General features: G+C 72.3%; 14 protein-coding genes. 5 read left to right on the forward strand and 9 right to left on the reverse strand.

The annotated features are described in order from the left end of the window. Positions 1-17: 17 nt before the first annotated feature. From OG510_RS16235 to OG510_RS16245, 3 genes are all read right to left on the reverse strand, one after another. Entirely contained in the window at positions 18-659 is a 642-nt protein-coding gene (locus tag OG510_RS16235; protein ID WP_406137595.1) for a PadR family transcriptional regulator, read from the reverse strand. A gap of 59 nt (positions 660-718) precedes the next feature. Further along, the gene (locus tag OG510_RS16240; RefSeq protein WP_406137596.1) at positions 719-2176 is read right to left on the reverse strand and encodes an aldehyde dehydrogenase family protein; all 1458 of its coding nucleotides are present in this window, start codon (positions 2174-2176) and stop codon (positions 719-721) included. Between the two features lie 80 nt (positions 2177-2256). Continuing rightward, positions 2257-3150: a helix-turn-helix transcriptional regulator gene (locus OG510_RS16245; protein WP_164264897.1), complete on the reverse strand. Its 894-nt coding sequence runs from the start codon at positions 3148-3150 to the stop codon at positions 2257-2259. A gap of 290 nt (positions 3151-3440) precedes the next feature. Between OG510_RS16245 and OG510_RS16250 the strand changes: the two genes are divergently transcribed. Both OG510_RS16250 and OG510_RS16255 read left to right on the forward strand, forming a co-directional pair. Continuing rightward, positions 3441-3932, forward strand: a complete 492-nt coding sequence (locus OG510_RS16250) for an ATP-binding protein (RefSeq protein ID WP_164264898.1) — start codon at positions 3441-3443, stop codon at positions 3930-3932. An 80-nt stretch (positions 3933-4012) separates the two neighbouring features. Continuing rightward, positions 4013-4273 (forward strand): hypothetical protein, encoded by a 261-nt coding sequence (locus OG510_RS16255; RefSeq protein WP_406137597.1) that lies wholly within the window; start codon positions 4013-4015, stop codon positions 4271-4273. A 79-nt stretch (positions 4274-4352) separates the two neighbouring features. Here the strand turns inward: OG510_RS16255 and OG510_RS16260 are convergent, their stop codons facing one another. Next, positions 4353-4598, reverse strand: coding sequence for a DUF397 domain-containing protein (locus tag OG510_RS16260; RefSeq protein WP_343235146.1), 246 nt, complete (start codon positions 4596-4598; stop codon positions 4353-4355). A 259-nt stretch (positions 4599-4857) separates the two neighbouring features. Here OG510_RS16260 and OG510_RS16265 point away from each other — a divergent pair, with 259 nt between their 5' ends. Further along, a complete protein-coding gene (locus OG510_RS16265) occupies positions 4858-5346 on the forward strand; it encodes a hypothetical protein (protein ID WP_406137599.1) in 489 nt (162 codons plus the stop codon). A gap of 9 nt (positions 5347-5355) precedes the next feature. Here OG510_RS16265 and OG510_RS16270 read toward each other — a convergent pair whose 3' ends face one another. The 3 genes from OG510_RS16270 to OG510_RS16280 all read right to left on the reverse strand — a co-directional run bounded on the left by OG510_RS16270 (position 5356) and on the right by OG510_RS16280 (position 10049). Continuing rightward, a complete protein-coding gene (locus OG510_RS16270) occupies positions 5356-7440 on the reverse strand; it encodes an FUSC family protein (RefSeq protein ID WP_406137600.1) in 2085 nt (694 codons plus the stop codon). A 440-nt stretch (positions 7441-7880) separates the two neighbouring features. Beyond that, positions 7881-9008, reverse strand: coding sequence for a DUF2786 domain-containing protein (locus OG510_RS16275; protein ID WP_406137602.1), 1128 nt, complete (start codon positions 9006-9008; stop codon positions 7881-7883). 129 nt (positions 9009-9137) lie between these two features. Further along, the gene (locus tag OG510_RS16280; protein ID WP_406137603.1) at positions 9138-10049 is read right to left on the reverse strand and encodes an NADP-dependent oxidoreductase; all 912 of its coding nucleotides are present in this window, start codon (positions 10047-10049) and stop codon (positions 9138-9140) included. 192 nt (positions 10050-10241) lie between these two features. On the opposite strand from OG510_RS16280, the gene OG510_RS16285 reads away from it, so the two are divergent. Then, on the forward strand, positions 10242-11933 hold the full coding sequence (locus tag OG510_RS16285) for a bifunctional 3'-5' exonuclease/DNA polymerase (protein WP_406137604.1): 1692 nt from the start codon (positions 10242-10244) through the stop codon (positions 11931-11933). Between the two features lie 198 nt (positions 11934-12131). Continuing rightward, positions 12132-12605, forward strand: coding sequence for a DNA starvation/stationary phase protection protein (locus tag OG510_RS16290; protein ID WP_406137605.1), 474 nt, complete (start codon positions 12132-12134; stop codon positions 12603-12605). A 162-nt stretch (positions 12606-12767) separates the two neighbouring features. On the opposite strand, the gene OG510_RS16295 is transcribed toward OG510_RS16290, so the two are convergent. Together OG510_RS16295 and OG510_RS16300 are read right to left on the reverse strand one after the other, a co-directional pair. Further along, the gene (locus OG510_RS16295; protein ID WP_406137607.1) at positions 12768-14468 is read right to left on the reverse strand and encodes a SpoIIE family protein phosphatase; all 1701 of its coding nucleotides are present in this window, start codon (positions 14466-14468) and stop codon (positions 12768-12770) included. Between the two features lie 155 nt (positions 14469-14623). Beyond that, positions 14624-17239: a glycosyl hydrolase 2 galactose-binding domain-containing protein gene (locus tag OG510_RS16300; protein WP_406137609.1), complete on the reverse strand. Its 2616-nt coding sequence runs from the start codon at positions 17237-17239 to the stop codon at positions 14624-14626. Positions 17240-17437 lie beyond the last annotated feature (198 nt).

Below are 17437 nucleotides of genomic sequence, written 5' to 3' on the forward strand. Positions count from 1 at the left end.
AGCGCGCGCCGCACCCGTCAGGCGTCGTCCCCCGGGTGCGGCCCGCCGTTCGCGTACGGGTTCTCCTCGCCGTCGGCGAGTACGCCCACGAACGGCTCGCCCTCGCCCGCGAAGACGTACGCGCCGCCCTCGATCCGCGCGATCAGCCCGCGGGTCCACTCGGCCCCGGCGTCCGCCGTGTGCACCCAGAGGTTCATGATCTCGCCGATGTGGCCGAGCTGTTGCGGGCCGCCCTCGGGGATGTAGTGCGCGGTGACCGAGGCCCGCCAGGTCTCCGTCGCCCGCAGGCGTTCCTTCAGGAGCTCCACGGCCTCGGCACGCTCCAGGTCGACGATGCAGCCGAGCGCGGCCGACATGACGTCCATCTTCTGGTCATAGGTGACGAGCGCCTCCCGGAGCAGCCTGAGGTACTCCTCCCGGCCCGCCGGGGTCATCTCGTACTCGGTGCGCGGCGGGCCGCCCGCCGTGCTCGGAGCGGTCTCGTTGGCCAGCAGCATGCCCTGCTTCGCCAGCTGCTTCAGGGCGTGGTAGATCGACCCCGGCTTGGCGTTGGACCACTCGTGGGCGCCCCAGTACTCCAGGTCGTTGCGGACCTGGTAGCCGTGTGCCCTCCCGTGCTGGCGGACCGCTCCGAGGACGAGCAGACGGATCGCTGACATGGAGCCAGCCTAGGCCCTGTCGTTGGCCTGTCGTTTGACGCCGGGGCTTGCCCGTGCCCTCAGAACGGGAAGCTGCTGCGCCCGTGCTGGATCGAGATCCACTGCTGGGTGGTGAACACGTCGACCATGGACTCGCCGTTCAGCCGGCCGAGGCCCGAGCGCTTCTCGCCGCCGAAGGGGACGATCGGCTCGTCGTGCACGGTGCCGTCGTTGATGTGGATCATGCCGGTACGCACCCGGCGGGCAAGGCGGACACCGCGCTCGATGTCACCGGTGTGCACCGCGCCGCTCAGGCCGTACGGGGTGTCGTTGGCGATACGGACCGCCTCGTCCTCCCCGTCGAACGGGACGAGCAGCGCCACCGGGCCGAAGATCTCCTGCTGGAGCGCCGGCGAATCGGCGGCCAGTCCGGTCAGGACCGTGGGCGAGACCAGGCTGCCATCGGCGCGCCCGTGCACCAGGGCCGTCGCCCCGGCGGCCACCGCCTGCTCGACGACGGAGGTGACGGCCTCGGCCTGCGAGGCGTTGATGAGCGGGCCGATGTGCGTGGCGGGGTCAGCCGGGTCGCCGGTCCTGAGCGACTTCACCTTCGCGACGAACTTCTCGGTGAACTCCTGCTCCACACCGCGGTCCACCAGGATGCGGTTGGCGGCCATACAGACCTGGCCCTGGTGCACGTACCGGCTGAAGACCGCCGCGTCGACCGCGTAGTCGATGTCGGCGTCGTCCAGCACGATCAGCGCGCTGTTGCCGCCGAGTTCGAGGACAGCGTGCTTGAAGTGCGCCGCGCAGACCGTGGCGACGTGCTGGCCGACCTTGTCGGAGCCCGTGAACGAGATGACCTTGGGCACCGGGTGGGTGAGCAGCGCGTCGCCGATCTCGGCGATGTCGGTGACCACCACGTTCAGCAGGCCGGCCGGCAGTCCCGCCTCCTCGAACACCTTGGCCAGCAGGGTGCCGCCGCAGACCGGGGTGTTCTGGTGCGGTTTGAGGACCACGGCGTTGCCGAGGGCCAGCGCCGGGGCGACCGACTTCATGGAGAGCAGGAAGGGGAAGTTGAACGGGCTGATGATCCCCACGACGCCGACCGGGACGCGGTAGACGCGGTTCTCCTTGCCGTCGACCGGGGAAGCGATGATGCGGCCTTCGGGGCGCAGCGCCAGCTGCACGGCCTCGCGCAGGAACTCCTTGGTGAGGTGCAGTTCGAAGGCCGCCTTCAGCCGGGTGCCGCCCAGCTCGGTGACGATCGCGTCGGCTATCTCGTCCCCGCGCTCCTCGATGATGCGCAGGGCGCGTTCGAATACGGTGCGGCGGGTGTAGGGGTTCGTCGCGGCCCAGGTCTCCTGGGCGCGTTCGGCGGCGCGGTACGCCTGGTCCACCTCGGCGGCTGTGGCCACGGTGGCCGCGGCCAGCTTCGTCTCGTCGTACGGGTTGAAGTCGATGATGTCCCAGGAGCCGCTGCCGGGCTTCCACTCACCGTCGATGTACTGAAGAGCAAGCTCGCTGAAGAAGGACATGAAATCCCTAACTGCCGCTGCCGCGCGCGCAGATGCTCATGACGCCCAAGGGCCTGATGGCATCTCATCGTACGTGCGTTTCACGTGGTGCGAAGGATGTCCCTGATGATGGCCCGGGTGTCTTCCGGCGGCGGGCTGTCCTGCTGGAGCTGGGTCATCGCCCTTTCGTACTGGGCGACTTCCTCTCCCTTGTCGAGATAGAGAGAGCCGGTCAGCTGCTCCAGATAGACGAGGTCCGACAGATCCGACTCGGGGAAGCGCAGCATCGCGAAGGATCCGCTCTCGCCCGCGTGCCCGCCGAAGCTGAACGGCATCACCTGGAGCGTGATGTTCTCCCGCTCGGACATCTCGATGAGATGCTCCAACTGGCCGCGCATCACGTCCCGTTGGCCGTAAGGGCGGCGCAGGGCCGATTCGTCGAGTACGGCGTGCAACTGCGGCGCGTGCTCGGCGACCAGGACCTTCTGGCGCTCCAGGCGCAGCGCGACCCTGCGGTCGATGTCGGCGGCCGGCGCGTCGGCGTTGCCCCGGGTGACGACGGCGTGGGCGTACGCCTCGGTCTGCAACAGGCCGTGCACGAACTGCACTTCGTACGCGCGGATCAGCGAGGCGGCGCCTTCGAGGCCGATGTACGTCTGGAACCAGCCGGGCAGCACATCGCCGTAACTGTGCCACCAGCCCGCGAGGTTGGCCTCCTTGGCGAGACCCAGCAGCGCCTCGCGCTCGGTCGCGTCGAGGACTCCGTAGAGCGTGAGGAGGTCCTCGACATCCCTGGACTTGAAGCTCACCCGTCCCAACTCCATGCGGCTGATCTTGGATTCCGAGGCCCGGATCGAGTATCCGGCGGCCTCCCGGGTGATCCCGAGTGAATCGCGCAGCCGTCTGAGCTGTGAGCCCAGGAGGATGCGCCGTACGACGGACCCACCTCCGGTGCTCAGCGTCTGGGAAGACCCCCAGGACTCGCCTGCTGACACTTTCCAACCCTCCCCGGTCGTGATGTGGGGGGCAGTCTGCCACTAAAACGCTCCGCCCTGTACTCGATCGATTACAGAAAGAGCAAAGCCCGGCAGGCGGCGGGCAGATGGGCGCCGGAAGAGCGCAAGAAGAAATGCGCCAGAACCGGCACGGGGCCGCTCAAGTCCGGCGCGTGCACGTGCATCTGCCCTTGCATCTGCCGTACGCATTCGGAACCATGGGCCCCGCGCACCTGCGTTCTCGTACCACCGCACGCTGGCTACGGCCGCGAAACCGGGGAGTGCCTCGCATGGGGACGAATGGATCGGCCATGCTCGAGCCGTTGAGGCAGGGCCTTCCTCCGATCGACCCCTCGTCCGTGTCCGGTTCCGCCTCCTGCGCTCTGCCGCCGAAGTTCGAAGCGGTGCGGGGAGCACGGCACTTCACCAAGTCGACGCTCACGTCGTGGGGCCTGTGCGAACGGTTCGACGATGTCGCGCTGGTCGTGTCCGAGCTCGTCACCAACGCCCTGCGCCACGCCCTGCCGACGGACGCCCCGCGCGACGAGGACGCCCCGGTGCGGCTGCATCTGATGCGGTGGACCTCCCGCCTGGTGTGCGCGGTACGCGACCCGAGCGACGGCGCCCCCGCCGCCCGCCCGACGGACGACTTCGCGGCCGAGTCCGGCCGGGGCCTCTTCCTGGTGGACTCCTTCGCCGACAGCTGGGGCTGGCACCCGCTGGCGGGGACGCTGCACGGGAAGGTGGTCTGGGCGCTGTTCCGGTTGCAGGGGGAGCAGTAGCTGACCGTTCCTTTCGGGGCGACACCTAGGGTCCCGACGACTTCTGGCTCGCGGCGGGCTCCGACGATCCGGACCCGCCGGTGGTGACCACGATCGGCGAGTGCCTGCACGCGGTCGTGTGGCAGTCAGCCATCGGCCTGCTCCCGGCGCCCGCGGCCCACCACCACGCGACCCCGGAAGTCAGCTTCATACCCGTCACCGGCCACCGCCCCAGCCGCGTGGCACTGGCCTGGCGGACCGGAGAGCCGGACAGACTTGTCCTCGACCTGATCGACATCGCCCTCACCGGCCAGGGGCGGGATGCGCGCGAGCACGCTCCGGACCCTACGGAACACCCTTGACGTCATCCGGCGTTCGGCCGCCGCTGGTTCCACCGGATCAGCCGCATCGATGCCGTGAAGGCCATGCAAGACGTACCCGTCAGCCCTGTTCTGCGACCAGGTGGTCGAACTCCCCTGCCTTCGCGCCGTGCAGCATCGCCGCTATCTCGGCCGTCGTGTAGACAAGAGCCGGGCCGTCGGGGTGGCGTGAGTTGCGTACCGCCACGTCTCCGCCGGGCAGTCTGGCGAACTCCACGCACGAGCCCTGCGAGTTGCTCAGCTCGCTCTTCTGCCAGATGACCCCGTGAAGTGCTGTGGCCGCCATGCCGTTGTACGCGTGGTGCACAGGTCGCTCCCGGGTAGTGCAGATAGTGCAGAAGTACGCGGTACCGGAGTACGGACGTACGGAAGTACAGGTATCAACTGTCCTGGATCATAGCTGTGTTCACTTGCAGATGCATGAGCAGATGCACGTGCACGCGGGGTGGTCGGTCCACTACAGCCTTGCCGCTGAAACGTTCCTCATGCACAGGGACGCGCCATTCCCCGATCCGGCTCCCTGGTAGCTTGTCGCGGTCCGTCATCCACACCAGGGGGATCAGCAAATGAACAGGTTCGTACGCATCACCGGCATCGCGGCCACCGGCCTTGCCGCCGCGCTCGTGATCAGCGGGTGTTCCAGCAGCGACAGCAAGAGCTCCGACTCCTCCAAGGACCAGGGCACAGGCGCCGCCACCCCGGCGCCCTCCGCGTCCAGCGGCGGTGGTGCGGGGGCCGGCGCCGGTGCGAAGGCCGGTGACATCGAGGGCAGTTGGCTCGCCACGACCGGCGGCAAGTCCACCGCGCTGGTGATCCAGGGCAAGCAGGCCGCCATCGCGGGCCAGCACGTCTGCACCGGCAAGGTCGCCGACATGGGCAAGCCGATGCTGTCCCTCAAGTGCCCCGACGGCAACAACGACCGCACCATGGGGTCGATCGAGTCCGTCGACGGCACGACGATGACGGTGTCGTGGGAGGCCGGGATCAAGGACACCTTCAAGAAGACCGACGGGAAGACGAAGCTCCCGGACGGCCTGCAGATGCCGAAGTCCTGACGCGGAGTTCTAAGGGCCTTCCGTCGGGGCGGGACGGCGCCGCGGTGCCTCCTCGTCCAGAGCCGCGGTGAGTTCGTCGAGGGTGTCGAGGAGCAGTCCGGCCCCGCTGCGTACGACCTGGTCGGGTACGCCCTCGCCGTCCCACGCGGCGAGGTTCTCGCGTACCTCGTCCCAGTGCGGGACGCGCCGCTGCCTGATGTCCTTGGCGCCCCGTTCGACCGCGCGCAGGAGCGCGTCCGCGACATCGCGGGCCGCCGGTACGGGGGTGGTGGAGCGGCCGGGCAGATGGGCCTCCATCAGCATGGCGGCCCGGCCCAGCTGCCCCATCGCCTCCTCGGCGTCGGCCGCCGCCGAACGGGAGAGGCCGCGGTGGCGCACCGGTTCGTGGGTGGCCCGCTCCAGGGCCTCCTGCCAGGCGATCCTGGCGGTGCGCGCGGCCAGCACCGCGTCGCGGACATCGGTCCTGCGGGCCCCGGCCGGGTCGGCGTAGTGCGCGACGACCGCCGCCGCGTAACGGCCGTCTGCCAGCAGCCAGTCGGCGAGCCGGTTGCGCAGCCTGGGCGTCTCCCAGGCCGGATAGACGGCGTACGCGATCATCGCGAGCAGCCCGCCGATCAGGGTGAGCAGGACCCGGTCCCGGACGGTCTGGCCGACGCCGAGTCCGCTCATGCCCAGCAGGAAGACCACATAGGCGGAGATGCAGGCCGAACTGGCCGCGTATCCGGTGCGCATCAGGAGGAACATCAGCCCCGCGCAGACCACCGCGAGCGCCCCGGACGGATACGGGCCGGGGTGCGCCAGCTGGACGACGGCGGTGGCGATCGTCACGCCGACGAGTGTGCCGCCGAAGCGGGCCACGGCGCGGCCGTACGTCTGTGAGAACGCCGGGCGCATCACCATCACCGAGGCCAGCGGCACCCAGTAGCCGTGCCCGAACGGCAGCGCGACGCCGATGAGATAGCCCACCGCCGCGACCACCGCGGTACGGATCGCGTGGCGCAGGATGGGCGAGTCGTGGTGGTGCAGCTCCTTGCGCATGGTCCGCAGCACGGCCGGGGCCATCCGTACCAGCGTGGGCCGCACCAGTGGCTCGGTGTCGTTCGTGGTGCCCTCGCCCTGTGCTGTCTCGACGACGTCGCGGAGCAGGGTCGCCAGCCGGGCGGCGGCGCGGCGGGCGGGGCCGGTGAGCACGTCGGCGTTGTCGGGGGCCTCCAGTACGGCGAGGGCCGGGGCCGAGATGACCACCGGTTCGCCGTGCCGGACGGCGTGGGCCGCGGTGTCCAGTACGGAGCCGGCCGCCGCCAGGAGTCGCAGGACCCGCTCGCGCTCGGGCCCTTCCGAAGCGGCGCCGACGGCCGGGTCGGCGAGCGAGGCGAGCACGGGCCTGACCCGCTCGGCGATACCGCGGGTGCCGTGCAGTTCGGCCGGGCGCCTGCGGGCCTCCCGGCGGGTGACGGCGGCGGCGCTGCGGGCCGTCACGAAGGGTTCGGGGTCGAAGGGCGCGATCGGGTCCTGGCGGAGCCTGCGGGCGTAGTCGGCCTCGGCGGCCAGCGCGTCGGCGAGCGCGTCGCGCTGGGCGCCCCAGCGGCGGACGGGGAAGAGGACGATCAGCCCGGCCTGGACGACCGCGCCGCAGGCGATGATCGCGGCGTGGCCGGCGGCGGCCGGTACCGAGGTGGGCAGGGTGACGGTCACCAGCATCATCGCGACGTTGGAGGCGGCGATGACACCCGCGGTGGGCCCGACGGCCCAGGCCAGCCCGGCCACGAACGCCCAGACGGCGATCAGGGCCATGAACAGCGTGGTGTGCGCCCCGGAGAGGTAGCCGAGGAAGGTCGAAACGGCCAGGGTCCCGCCGGAGACCAGCGCGAGGACGGGCCGGGCGCGCCAGCTCCGCTGGAAGCTGGCGATGGCGGCCTGGTAGGCGCCGAAGGCGGAGCTGGCGGCGACGGCCGGGCCGAAGATGTCGAGGCTGAGCAGGACGACCAGGGCGAGGCCCGCGGCGCCGCGGAAGGCGATGAGCGGTTCCAGGCGCCGCCGTTCGATCGTCAGCCCGGAGCGGGCGGTCGCGTTCAGGGCCCGGAGCCAGCTCATGGGTCAGAGCGTAGCCGGATACCGGGGCATATCGGGCGCAGGGAGGTGCGGTGCGCGTACGGGAGTGGGGCGGGCCCGCCGGGCCGGGCCCGGGCCTCGCGGGGTGGCCCCGCCCGGCCTGAACCTGGCGGGGTGGGCCCCGCCCGGCGGCGGGACTCGTCGGCTCAGGCCCCGCCGAGTCGTGGGACTCGTCGGCGGCAGTGTGCGTACGGGGTGGGGCGGCCCCGCCGGGCCGTATCCGCCGAGCCGCAGCTGCCGCAGGGTCAGGTCCCGCCGGGCCTGGGCCCCGCCGGGCCGTATCCGCCGAGCCGCAGCTGCCGCAGGGTCAGGCCCCGGCGACCCGTATCCGCCGCGCCTCAGCCGCCGCCGAGCCGTAGCCCCGCCCGGGCCGTAGCCCCGCCCGAGCCGTAGCCCCGCCCAGGCCGTAGTCACCAGGCGGGTCAGGCCCCCCGAGCGGCCGCCGACCCCAGTCCCGCCGCGTCCGCCGCTGCCGTGCCGTCCAGCCAGCCCGCCTCGTCCGTCACGCCCCGTACCCGGCTCACGGTCGTCCGCGGGAACATCCGGTCCGCCTCCGACACCACCGCCACGTCCCGCTCCGCGAGCACCGGCAGGAGCGAGCCCGCCGACTCCGCCGTCACCTCCCGTGCGGTCCGCGCGAGCCGGTCGCCGAGTCTGGCCGCGTACGCCGCCAGGAACGACTGCCGGAAGGTCTTCGTCCGCTTGCGTCCGCCCGCGCGCTGCGCCGCCTCCGCGCGGGCCATCGCGGCCAGTCCCTGGACCAGGAGCGAGGCGTGGAGCAGTTCGACGACCTCCAGGTCCGGTTCGAAGCCGACGACCGTGGAGAAACCGAACGCGCTGTTCCAGACCGCGCGGCAGCGGTTCGCGGTGGCGACCGCGTCGAGCAGGACCGCCTTGGCCGTCTCGTACGGAGCGTCCACGCCGATACGGCAGGCCGCCGGGGTGTCCGTCAGCCGCCCTTCGGCCGCGAGCCGCGCCTCGTCGATGCTGTGCCGGGCCATCAGCTCCTGCGCCTTCCCGCTGAGCGCCTCGGCCTCCGCCGCGTAATCCGTCGCCTCGGCCTTGGCCAGCAGCGCACGGATCCTGCCGAGCGTCCGCGGCTCGGCATGGTGGTGCGGCGGCAGCAGCGACTCGGTGCCCGGCGCCGGGCCCACCGGTTCGATGGCGGGCAGGCGCAGCAGCAGCCGGTACAGCTCAAGAAGCGCCGTCGCGTACGAGAAGCGGTCGGCCTTCCAGGGCGGCGCGGCGGTCAGCGCGTCGAGCTGCGCCTGCCAGCGGGGCGGCAGCGCCTTGTAGGCCCGCGCCTCCGTGGTGATCAGCTCGGCCAGCAGCTGGCCGTGGTGGTCGGCAAGATCGCGCCGGACGAGCCGTGCGACATCGGCGGGCTGCCAGCCGCGCCGCCAGGCCCGGCGCAGGAAATCCTCGCCGCGCCGGCCCAGCTCCGCGTCGGCGGCCGGGTCGGCGGCGAGCAGCGAGGCCCCGGTGTCCAGACCCGCGTCGCCCTCGCCGTAGAGCGCCGCGGCGAAGGCCCGGTCGGTCACCGATTCCATACGTTCTCCATGCGCCAAGGGTAGGTCCGGCCCTGCCCGGGCCCGCCGGTGTCCGGCTGGGGCGGTCCTCTGCCCGAGCCGCTCTGTCCACAGCCTGTGGACAGAGCGGACAGAGGATCGCCGCGCGCCTCACACCTGCAGCACCAGCTTCCCCCGTACGTGCCCTTCCTCGCTCAGCGCCTGCGCCTGCGCGGCCTGCTCCAGCGGAAGCACCTTGGCCACTTCCACCCGCAGGGTGCCGTCCGCCGCCAGTCGGGCCTGTTCCGCCAGGATCGACTCCGCGTCCTCCGACACGGCGCCCCCGCTGAAGACCACGCCCAGCCCGGCGGCCCCCGGGTCGGCGATCGTGACGACGCGGTCCGTCGTACCGCCACGCAGCTCGATCGCGTCCGGGAGCGCCCCCTTGCCGGCGACGTCGAAGACCGCGTCCACGCCCTGCGGGGCGACCGCGCGGACCCGCTCCACGAGCCCTTCGCCGTACGTCACGGGGGTCGCGCCGAGCACCCGCAGGAAGTCGTGGTTGGCCTCGGAAGCGGTGGCGACGACCGTCGCGCCACGGGCCACCGCGAGCTGCACGGCGATCGAACCGACCGCACCGGCACCGCCGTTCACCAGCAGCGTCTCACCGTTCTTGACGCCCAGCAGCCTCAGGACGCGCTCCGAGGTCTCCCCGGCCACCGGCAGCGCGACCGCCGTCTCCCAGGAGAGCGCGTCGGGCTTGGGCGCGACCGTCTCGGCGAGGGCGTACGGCGCGTACGCCCCCGTGACGCTCCAGCCCACCACCTCGTCGCCCACCGCGACCCCGGTGACTCCGTCCCCGATCTCGTCCACCGTTCCTGCGACCTCCACCCCGGGGACCGCGGGCAGCGTGGTCGGGAACATGTCCTTGGTCCAGCCGCGGCGGATCTTGTAGTCGAGGGCGTTCACCCCGGCGGCGGCCACTCTCACCCGGACCTGGCCAGGACCCGCGTGCGGCTCGGGGGCCTCCTGGAGCCGGAGCACCTCGGGGCCGCCGAACTCCTCGTACACGATCGCTTCCATGGTGTCTCCTCCGTCAGTTACTGGTGCAACACCGGAAGGGCCGGTGCTGCTTCCGTGTTCCGGGATCGACCACGGCCGTTTCCGGGCCGCCCTGTGGTCCGGGATCGACCACGGCCGTTTCCCGGCCGCCCGGTGCCCTGCGCGGCCGCCGCCTCCGGCCGATTGTCAGTGGTGGCTGCAACACTCGATCGCATGGCCGAACGGTGGGGTCTGGCGGCGGCGGAGGGCGGCGGGGCACACCTCGCGCCACTCGGCGGCGACGGGCTGCCCGCGGGGGATGTGGCATACGAGCCGGATCTGGTCGAGGCGGTGCGGGCCAGGCCGGATGTCGGGCGGTGGGTGTGGCGGTCGACGGCCGAGATCTATCCGCGGCTGCTCGCCGCGGGCGTGCGGGTCGAGCGGTGTTACGACATCGAGGACGCGGAGCTGCTGCTGCTCGGCCACGACGGGCGGTACGGCGAGCCGCGCTCGGCTGCGGCCGCCTGGGCCCGCCTGCACGGGGCGCCGGTGCCACCGGACCCGCGCCCGCGTTCCGCCGAGCCCGGGGCGCAGTCCTCCCTCTTCGAACCGGGCCCCGTACAGATGGAGTTCGGCGCGCTCCTGGAGGTGTACGCGGACCAGCTCACCCGGTACGGGACCACCACCCACCCGGACCGGATGCGGCTGCTGACCGCGTCGGAGTCGGCGGGGATGCTGGTGGCGGCCGAGATGCACCGGGACGGGCTGCCGTGGCGGGCCGATGTGCACCGGGCGGTCCTGGACGAGCTGCTCGGCGAGCGGTATGCGGGCGGCGGCGAGCCGCGCCGGATGGCGGAGCTGGCGGACGAGGTGTCGGCTGCCTTCGGACGCCGGGTCAGACCGGAGCTGGCCGCCGACGTCATCAAGGCGTTCGCGCAGGCCGGGATCCGGGTGAAGTCGACCCGCCGCTGGGAGATCGAGGGAATCGCGCATCCTGCGGTGCCGCCCCTGCTCCAGTACAAGAAGCTCTACCGGATCTGGACGGCCAACGGCTGGTCCTGGCTCCAGGACTGGGTACGGGACGGCCGGTTCCGCCCCGAGTACCAGCCGGGCGGGACGGTCTCCGGGCGCTGGACCACCCATGGCGGCGGGGCGCTTCAGATCCCGAAGGTGATCCGGCGGGCGGTCGTCGCGGACGAGGGCTGGCGTCTGGTGGTGGCCGACGCCGCCCAGATGGAGCCCAGGGTGCTGGCGGCGGTCTCCCGCGACCGGGGGCTGATGGAGGTGGCAGGACACGACGGGGATCTGTACACGGCCCTCTCCGACCGGGCGTTCAGCGGCGACCGCGCCCACGCCAAGCTCGCGCTCCTCGGCGCGGTCTACGGCCAGACGTCGGGGGACGGCCTGAAGAACCTCGCGGCGCTGCGGCGGCGCTTCCCCGACGCCGTGGCCTATGTCGACGAGGCGGCGAAGGCGGGCGAGGAGGGGCGGCTCGTACGGACCTGGCTGGGGCGCACCAGCCCGCCGGCGGCCGGGGCCGAGGACAGCGACGAGGCGGGGATTCCGCAGGAGGACCCACCGCACGGCCGGTTCCCCGAGGCCGGGCCGGGCGGGCCCCGCTCGTCGGACGCGCGGGCCTGGGGCCGGTTCACGCGGAACTTCGTGGTCCAGGGCAGCGCGGCCGACTGGGCGCTACTGATGCTGGCCGCGCTGCGCCAGGCCCTGCACACCGGGGGGCTCCGCGCCGAGCTGGTCTTCTTCCAGCACGACGAGGTGATCGTGCACTGCCCGCGCGACGAGGCACCCCAGGTGGTCGAGGCGATCCGCGCGGCCGGTGAGCTTGCGGGGCGGATCGCCTTCGGGGAGACACCGGTCCGGTTCCCGTTCACGACGGCGGTGGTCGAGTGCTATGCGGACGCGAAGTGACGGGCCGGACAGCGGGCCGCGCGGCGGGCCGGATGACGGGCCGGATGACGGGTTCGCACAGCGGGCCCGACGACGGGCCGGACAGCAGGCCCGATGACGGGTTCGCACCGCGAAGACTGCCCGCCGGGTCATCGGGTACGCGGACCGGAACGAAGCCCTAGCAGAGAACGAAGACGAAGACGTAAGGAGTGCACGCAGATGACTGCCACGCTGAAGAGCACCCTGCCCGACGCGGCACGTGAGACCACCGGGAACGCGCTCCAGGGCGCTCTGGTCGACCTGCTCGGCCTCTCCCTCCTCGCGAAGCAGGTGCACTGGAACGTGGTGGGGCCGCGCTTCCGCTCCATCCACCTCCAGCTCGACGAGGTGGTCACCGCCGCCCGCGACTTCGCGGACACCGTCGCCGAACGGTCGTCCGCGATCGGCGTACCGCCCGACGGCCGTATCGCCGCCCTGGCCAAGACCAGTGAGCTGCCGGAGCCGGCGACCGGCTGGATCTCCGACGACGACGTCGTGGAACTGCTGGTGGAGGCCCTGGGCGGTGCGATCACCCGGCTGCGCGGCGCCATCGCGGCGACGGACGAGGCGGACCCGGTGACCCAGGACCTGCTGATCGGGCTGACCGCCGAACTGGAGAAGCAGCGCTGGATGTTCCAGGCGGAGAACGTCTGAACCGCCTCCGGCGCGACTGACCGCACCAGGACCGGCCAAGGCTGCCCCAGCCCACGCCAAGACCACCGAAGACCGGCCAGGACCGGCCAGGACCGGCCAGGACCGGCCAGGACCGGCCAGGACCGGCCAGGACCGGCCAGGACCGGCCAGGACCGGCCAAGGCTAAGGCTCGGTCCTCCCGGACCGGATCCGGGACGCGAGGACCGCGATGTCGTCCGTGGCGTCCCGGCCGAACCGGTCGAGTACGTCGTCGAGAAGACCCTCCAGGGTCCCGCCGACCGGAAGCCGCAGGCTTGCCAGCCGGCCGACGGACACATCGATGTCCTCGTCCCGCCGCTCCACGAGACCGTCCGTGTACATGAACAGGACGGTCCCGGGACCGCAGGGCAGCGAGACGCTCTCATAGCCGCCGAGCCCGGTGCCGAGCGGCGGTCCGACCGGGATCCCGGCGATCACGGCACCCGTATCACGGTCGATGAACACCGGCGGCAGATGACCGGCGCTCGCCACCTGGCACTCGCCCCGGAAGCGGTCCACGACGGCCAGCAGACAGGTGGCGGCCCGGTCGATGCCCGCCTTCTCCACCATCAGGTCGAGCCGCTCCAGGATGAGGTGCGGCGGCAGGCCGTCCTGGGCCAGGAGCCGCACCATCGAGCGGTAGTGGCTCATCGCGACGGCCGCCTCGACACCGTGCCCCATCACATCGCCCATGACCTTCAGATGGCGGGCGTCCGACAGGGGTACGACGTCGAACCAGTCGCCGCCGACCTCCGCCCCCTGGCCGACCGGCAGATAGCGGGTGGCGACCTCGACGTGCGGATGCGGTTTGCGCGGCTCGGAGAGCAGGGCGCGCTGGAGTTCCAGCGCGATGCCGTGCTCACGCGTGTAGCGGCGGGCGTGGTCCAGATCGACGGCGGCCCGCACCGCCAGCTCCCTGGCGACCACGACGTCCTGCTCGGTGAAGGCGGGCGAGTCGCCGGCCCGTACGAGCGCCAGGCAGCCCAGCGGGCGCCCCCGGGAGGTCAGCGGCACCACGCAGGTGGAGTGGAAGCCGAGTGCGCGGTAGACCGCGACCCGCTCGGGGCTGGGGGCGGACGCGCTCAGCTGGTCGTCGGTGGTGAGGTTCTGCAGCACCGGCTGGTTCGTCGCCAGGCAGTGCGCGATGTTCCCGTCCTCCTGGTAATCGGCGTACTGCCCCGGTTCCCCGAACTGCCGTACCGCCTCCGCGAGATCCGGTACGGCCGCCATACCGGCCCGGCGCAGCCGGACCACCCCGGCGGGCGCGGGCCGTACCCGGGTGCCGATGTCCGGCGCGAACACCTCGACGCTCGCCACATCGGCGAGTTCGGGGACCACGAAGTCGGCCAGCTCACTGCAGGTGGTGTTCAGGTCGAGCGTCGTGCCGATCAGGTTCGCCGCCGTGTCCAGCATCGACAGATGCCTGCTGACCCTCTCGTACTCCGCGTGCCTGCGGCGCGGCGCCGGCACCTCCACCATGATCAGGACAAGCCCCCGGACCTCGCCGCCCTGTTCGACGCGGTGGCAGGCGCCCTGCCAGAACCGTGGCCCCGAATGGTCCGACGACGGCGTACGGCCGCTGGAGGTCGGCTCACGGGGCCGGCCGTCGGCGAGCACCTCACGCAGGATGTCCGTCGGTACGTTCAGCTCCGGAAGCAGCTCGGTGACGGTACGGCCGAGATGTTCGGCGGCCGGGATGCCGTTCATCCGTTCGAGCGCCGGGTTGACGTACAGATAGCGCAGCTCCGTGTCGAGTACGCAGATACCCGCCGGGGTGCCCGCGAACAGCGGTCCGAGGCCGTCAAGGCCCGGCGGGAGCGGAACATCCGGCGCGTCGGCGCACACAGGTCCTCCAGGGGCGGGACGGCGATCACCCTGCCTCCATGGTCGGCCGCCCGGGCCCCGCCCGCATCCGCCGGGCCATTCCGGACGGCGGGGCGGCCAGGTCCCTCGGGCGGGGCGGGGCGGCGGGATCCCTCGGGCGGGGCAGCCGGGTCCGCTCAGGCCGGTTCCACCGCGAACAGCGCCGCGCGCACCGCACGGACCACCTCAGCCCCGCCATCCACCAGGTCCGGATCCGCCAGGTCCGGGGCATCCCAGCCGCGTACCCCGATGGTGGCGCTCTCGCCCGGCAGCAGGGTCAGCAGGCCGCGGTCGGCGACGGCCGTGGGAGCCAGCCGGTCGGCCTGGAGCAGCAGATCGCGCAGCAGGGTCCGCGCCGTGACCACGACGTCCACCCGGCCGCCTCCCTCCCGCCGGACCACCTCCACGTCGAACTCGGGCGCCGGATAGGCGAAAGCCAGGTCACGTACGGGAAAGTGCCACGCCCGTACGCCACCGCCACCGGAACCGGAACCAACGCCAGCAAGCCCATCAGCATCCGCATCCGCATCGGCGACCAGGAACTCCTCCTCCGTCCCCGCGTCGGGGACCAGCGCGGCGGGCACCGCCGTATGGCCGACCGCGCGGGCCGGGGCCGAAAGCTCCAGTACGGCCTCGGCCAGCACCTTCCCGCCCGCCGTCATCCGGCGTACCCGCAGCCCGGTGCGCCACGGCCCGGCGGACTGGTTGACGGCGGCGATCCGGAGGCCGTCGTCCCCGGTCTGCACGGTCAGCAGCCGGTCGGCGTAGACCCGGCGCAGCTCGTGGAAGAGCGGCTTGTACCGCCCGTCGCCGTCGATCGCGGACCAGGAGGTCACCGGCCAGCAGTCGTTGAGCTGCCAGACGACGGTGCCCGCGCAGACCGGCCACTGCGCGCGCCAGTGCTCGATCCCGGTGGCGATGGCGCGGGCCTGGTTGACCTGGGTGAGGTAGTGCCAGCGGTCGAAGTCCGCCGGGGCGGCGAAGTGCCGGGCCAGTCCGCGCTCCAGTTTGCCGTTGCCGTCGGCGGCCTTCTGGTGGTGGAGCATGCCGGGCGAGTCCGCCGCGAGGTCCTCGCCGGGCAGCGCGCGGCGCAGGGTCGCGTACGCGGGCGGTGCCTGCCAGCCGAACTCGGCCGCGAACCGGGGCGACTGGTCCAGATAGTCGGTGTAATCGGTGCGGTTCCAGACCTCCCAGGAGTGCGAGGTGCCGTGCGCGGGGTCGTTGGGGTGGTGGTCCCAGGAGCCCGACCAGGGGCTGCCCGCCGTGTAGGGCCGGGTCGGATCGGTCTCGGCGACGACGCGCGGCAGCAGCCCGAGGTAGTACCCCTCGCCCCAGGAGTCACCCGCCAGCTCCTCCTCCCACTGCCAGTCGCGGAAGCCCCAGAGGTTCTCGTTGTTGCCGTTCCACAGGACCAGCGAGGCGTGCGGCATCAGCCGGGTGACGTTCTCCCGGGCCTCGGCCTCCACCTCGGAGCGCAGCGGCTGCTCCTCGGGGTAGGCGGCGCAGGCGAAGAGGAAGTCCTGCCAGACCATCAGGCCCAGCTCGTCGCAGATGTCGTAGAAGGCGTCCGACTCGTATATCCCGCCGCCCCAGACCCTGACCAGGTCGACGCCCGCCTCCGTGGCCTGGGTGAGGCGGGTGCGGTACCGCTCGGGGGTGATCCGGGACGGGAACACGTCGTCGGGGATCCAGTTGACGCCGCGCGCGAAGATCCGCTCACCGTTGACGACCAGGGTGAATCCGGTGCCGTGCTCGTCGGCGGAGGTGTCGAGGGCGACGGTACGGAAACCGATCCGGCGCGACCAGTCGTCGAGCACGGCTCCGCTCTCGTCGCGCAGCACCACCTCACAGTCGTACAGCGGCTGTTCGCCGTATCCGCGCGGCCACCAGAGCGCGGCGCCGGGCACCTCGGCGGTGACCGTGGCGTGCGTACCGTCGAACGTGACGGACGCGGCGGCGGGCACGGTCCCGGAGGCGCCGGCCACGACGCGCAGCTCCGCGGTGAGCGGTCGGCCGGCGCCCGACGCGGTGCGCTCCACCTCGATCCGGGCCTCGACCCGGCCGGTGGCCGTGTCGACGGTGACCAGCGGGCGTACGTCCGAGAGGCGGGCGGTCGACCAGTGCTCCAGGCGCACCGGCTTCCAGATGCCCGCGGTGACGAGCGTCGGCCCCCAGTCCCAGCCGAAGGAGCAGGCCATCTTCCGGATGTACTGGAAGGGCTCCGGATACGAGTTGGGGCGCTCCCCCACCTGCGCGCGAACCGCTTCGGCCTCGGTGTAGGCGGAGGTGAAGAGCACGGAGAGCGGGATTCCGCCTCCGTCGGCACCACCGCGGGCGGCACCACCGCGGACGGCGCCACCGCGGACGGCGCCACCGCGGACGGCGCCACCGCGGACGGCATCGCCCCTGACGGCATCGCTGACATCGAAGCGGTACCCGCGATGCATGTTGCGGGTCCGGCCGACGACCTCGCCGCCGAGCGTGACCGTGGCCGCCGTGTCGAGCCCGTCGAAGACCAGATCGGTGCGTTCATGGGCGGCGCCGCACGGCGGAATCGGCGGGAGCACCGTGTCGTACTGCCAGTCGGCCCGGCCCACCCACGCCACGTCCTCCTCGTGACGGGAGAGGAAAGGATCGGGGATCACCCCGGCAGCCAGCAGATCGGTGTGCACACAGCCGGGCACCCGCGCGGGAAGCGCGGCCGACTCGTGCCGCAGTGTCCAGCCGGCGGTCAGGGGGACGACGTCCTTCATACGGGAAGCTCCGTTCGCGGCAATCCGGGACCTGCTCCAGACAACGTTGTCCAGCCTATGCGGAGCGGTGCGCGGCCCCGCTGGAGAGGGACGCGGACTCCGGACCCGCGGGGGCGGACCCGCCGTCCGTCGGCCCGAAACCCTCGCCCCGGCGCTTCTCCGCGGCGGTGCAAGGTTTCGTCAAGGTCCTGGCAAGGC

It is taken from the genome of Streptomyces sp. NBC_01089, assembly GCF_045162975.1.
Taxonomy (GTDB): domain Bacteria; phylum Actinomycetota; class Actinomycetes; order Streptomycetales; family Streptomycetaceae; genus Streptomyces.

Excerpts from the sequence above, each read along its gene's own strand:
- OG510_RS16265 (WP_406137599.1), top strand. The coding sequence starts at position 4,858 with ATGAACAGGTTCGTACGCATCACCGGCATCGCGGCCACCGGCCTTGCC.
- OG510_RS16250 (WP_164264898.1), top strand. The coding sequence starts at position 3,441 with ATGGGGACGAATGGATCGGCCATGCTCGAGCCGTTGAGGCAGGGCCTT.
- OG510_RS16300 (WP_406137609.1), bottom strand. The coding sequence starts at position 17,239 with ATGAAGGACGTCGTCCCCCTGACCGCCGGCTGGACACTGCGGCACGAG.
- OG510_RS16280 (WP_406137603.1), bottom strand. The coding sequence starts at position 10,049 with ATGGAAGCGATCGTGTACGAGGAGTTCGGCGGCCCCGAGGTGCTCCGG.
- OG510_RS16240 (WP_406137596.1), bottom strand. The coding sequence starts at position 2,176 with ATGTCCTTCTTCAGCGAGCTTGCTCTTCAGTACATCGACGGTGAGTGG.
- OG510_RS16270 (WP_406137600.1), bottom strand. The coding sequence starts at position 7,440 with ATGAGCTGGCTCCGGGCCCTGAACGCGACCGCCCGCTCCGGGCTGACG.
- OG510_RS16285 (WP_406137604.1), top strand. The coding sequence starts at position 10,242 with ATGGCCGAACGGTGGGGTCTGGCGGCGGCGGAGGGCGGCGGGGCACAC.
- OG510_RS16275 (WP_406137602.1), bottom strand. The coding sequence starts at position 9,008 with ATGGAATCGGTGACCGACCGGGCCTTCGCCGCGGCGCTCTACGGCGAG.
- OG510_RS16235 (WP_406137595.1), bottom strand. The coding sequence starts at position 659 with ATGTCAGCGATCCGTCTGCTCGTCCTCGGAGCGGTCCGCCAGCACGGG.
- OG510_RS16290 (WP_406137605.1), top strand. The coding sequence starts at position 12,132 with ATGACTGCCACGCTGAAGAGCACCCTGCCCGACGCGGCACGTGAGACC.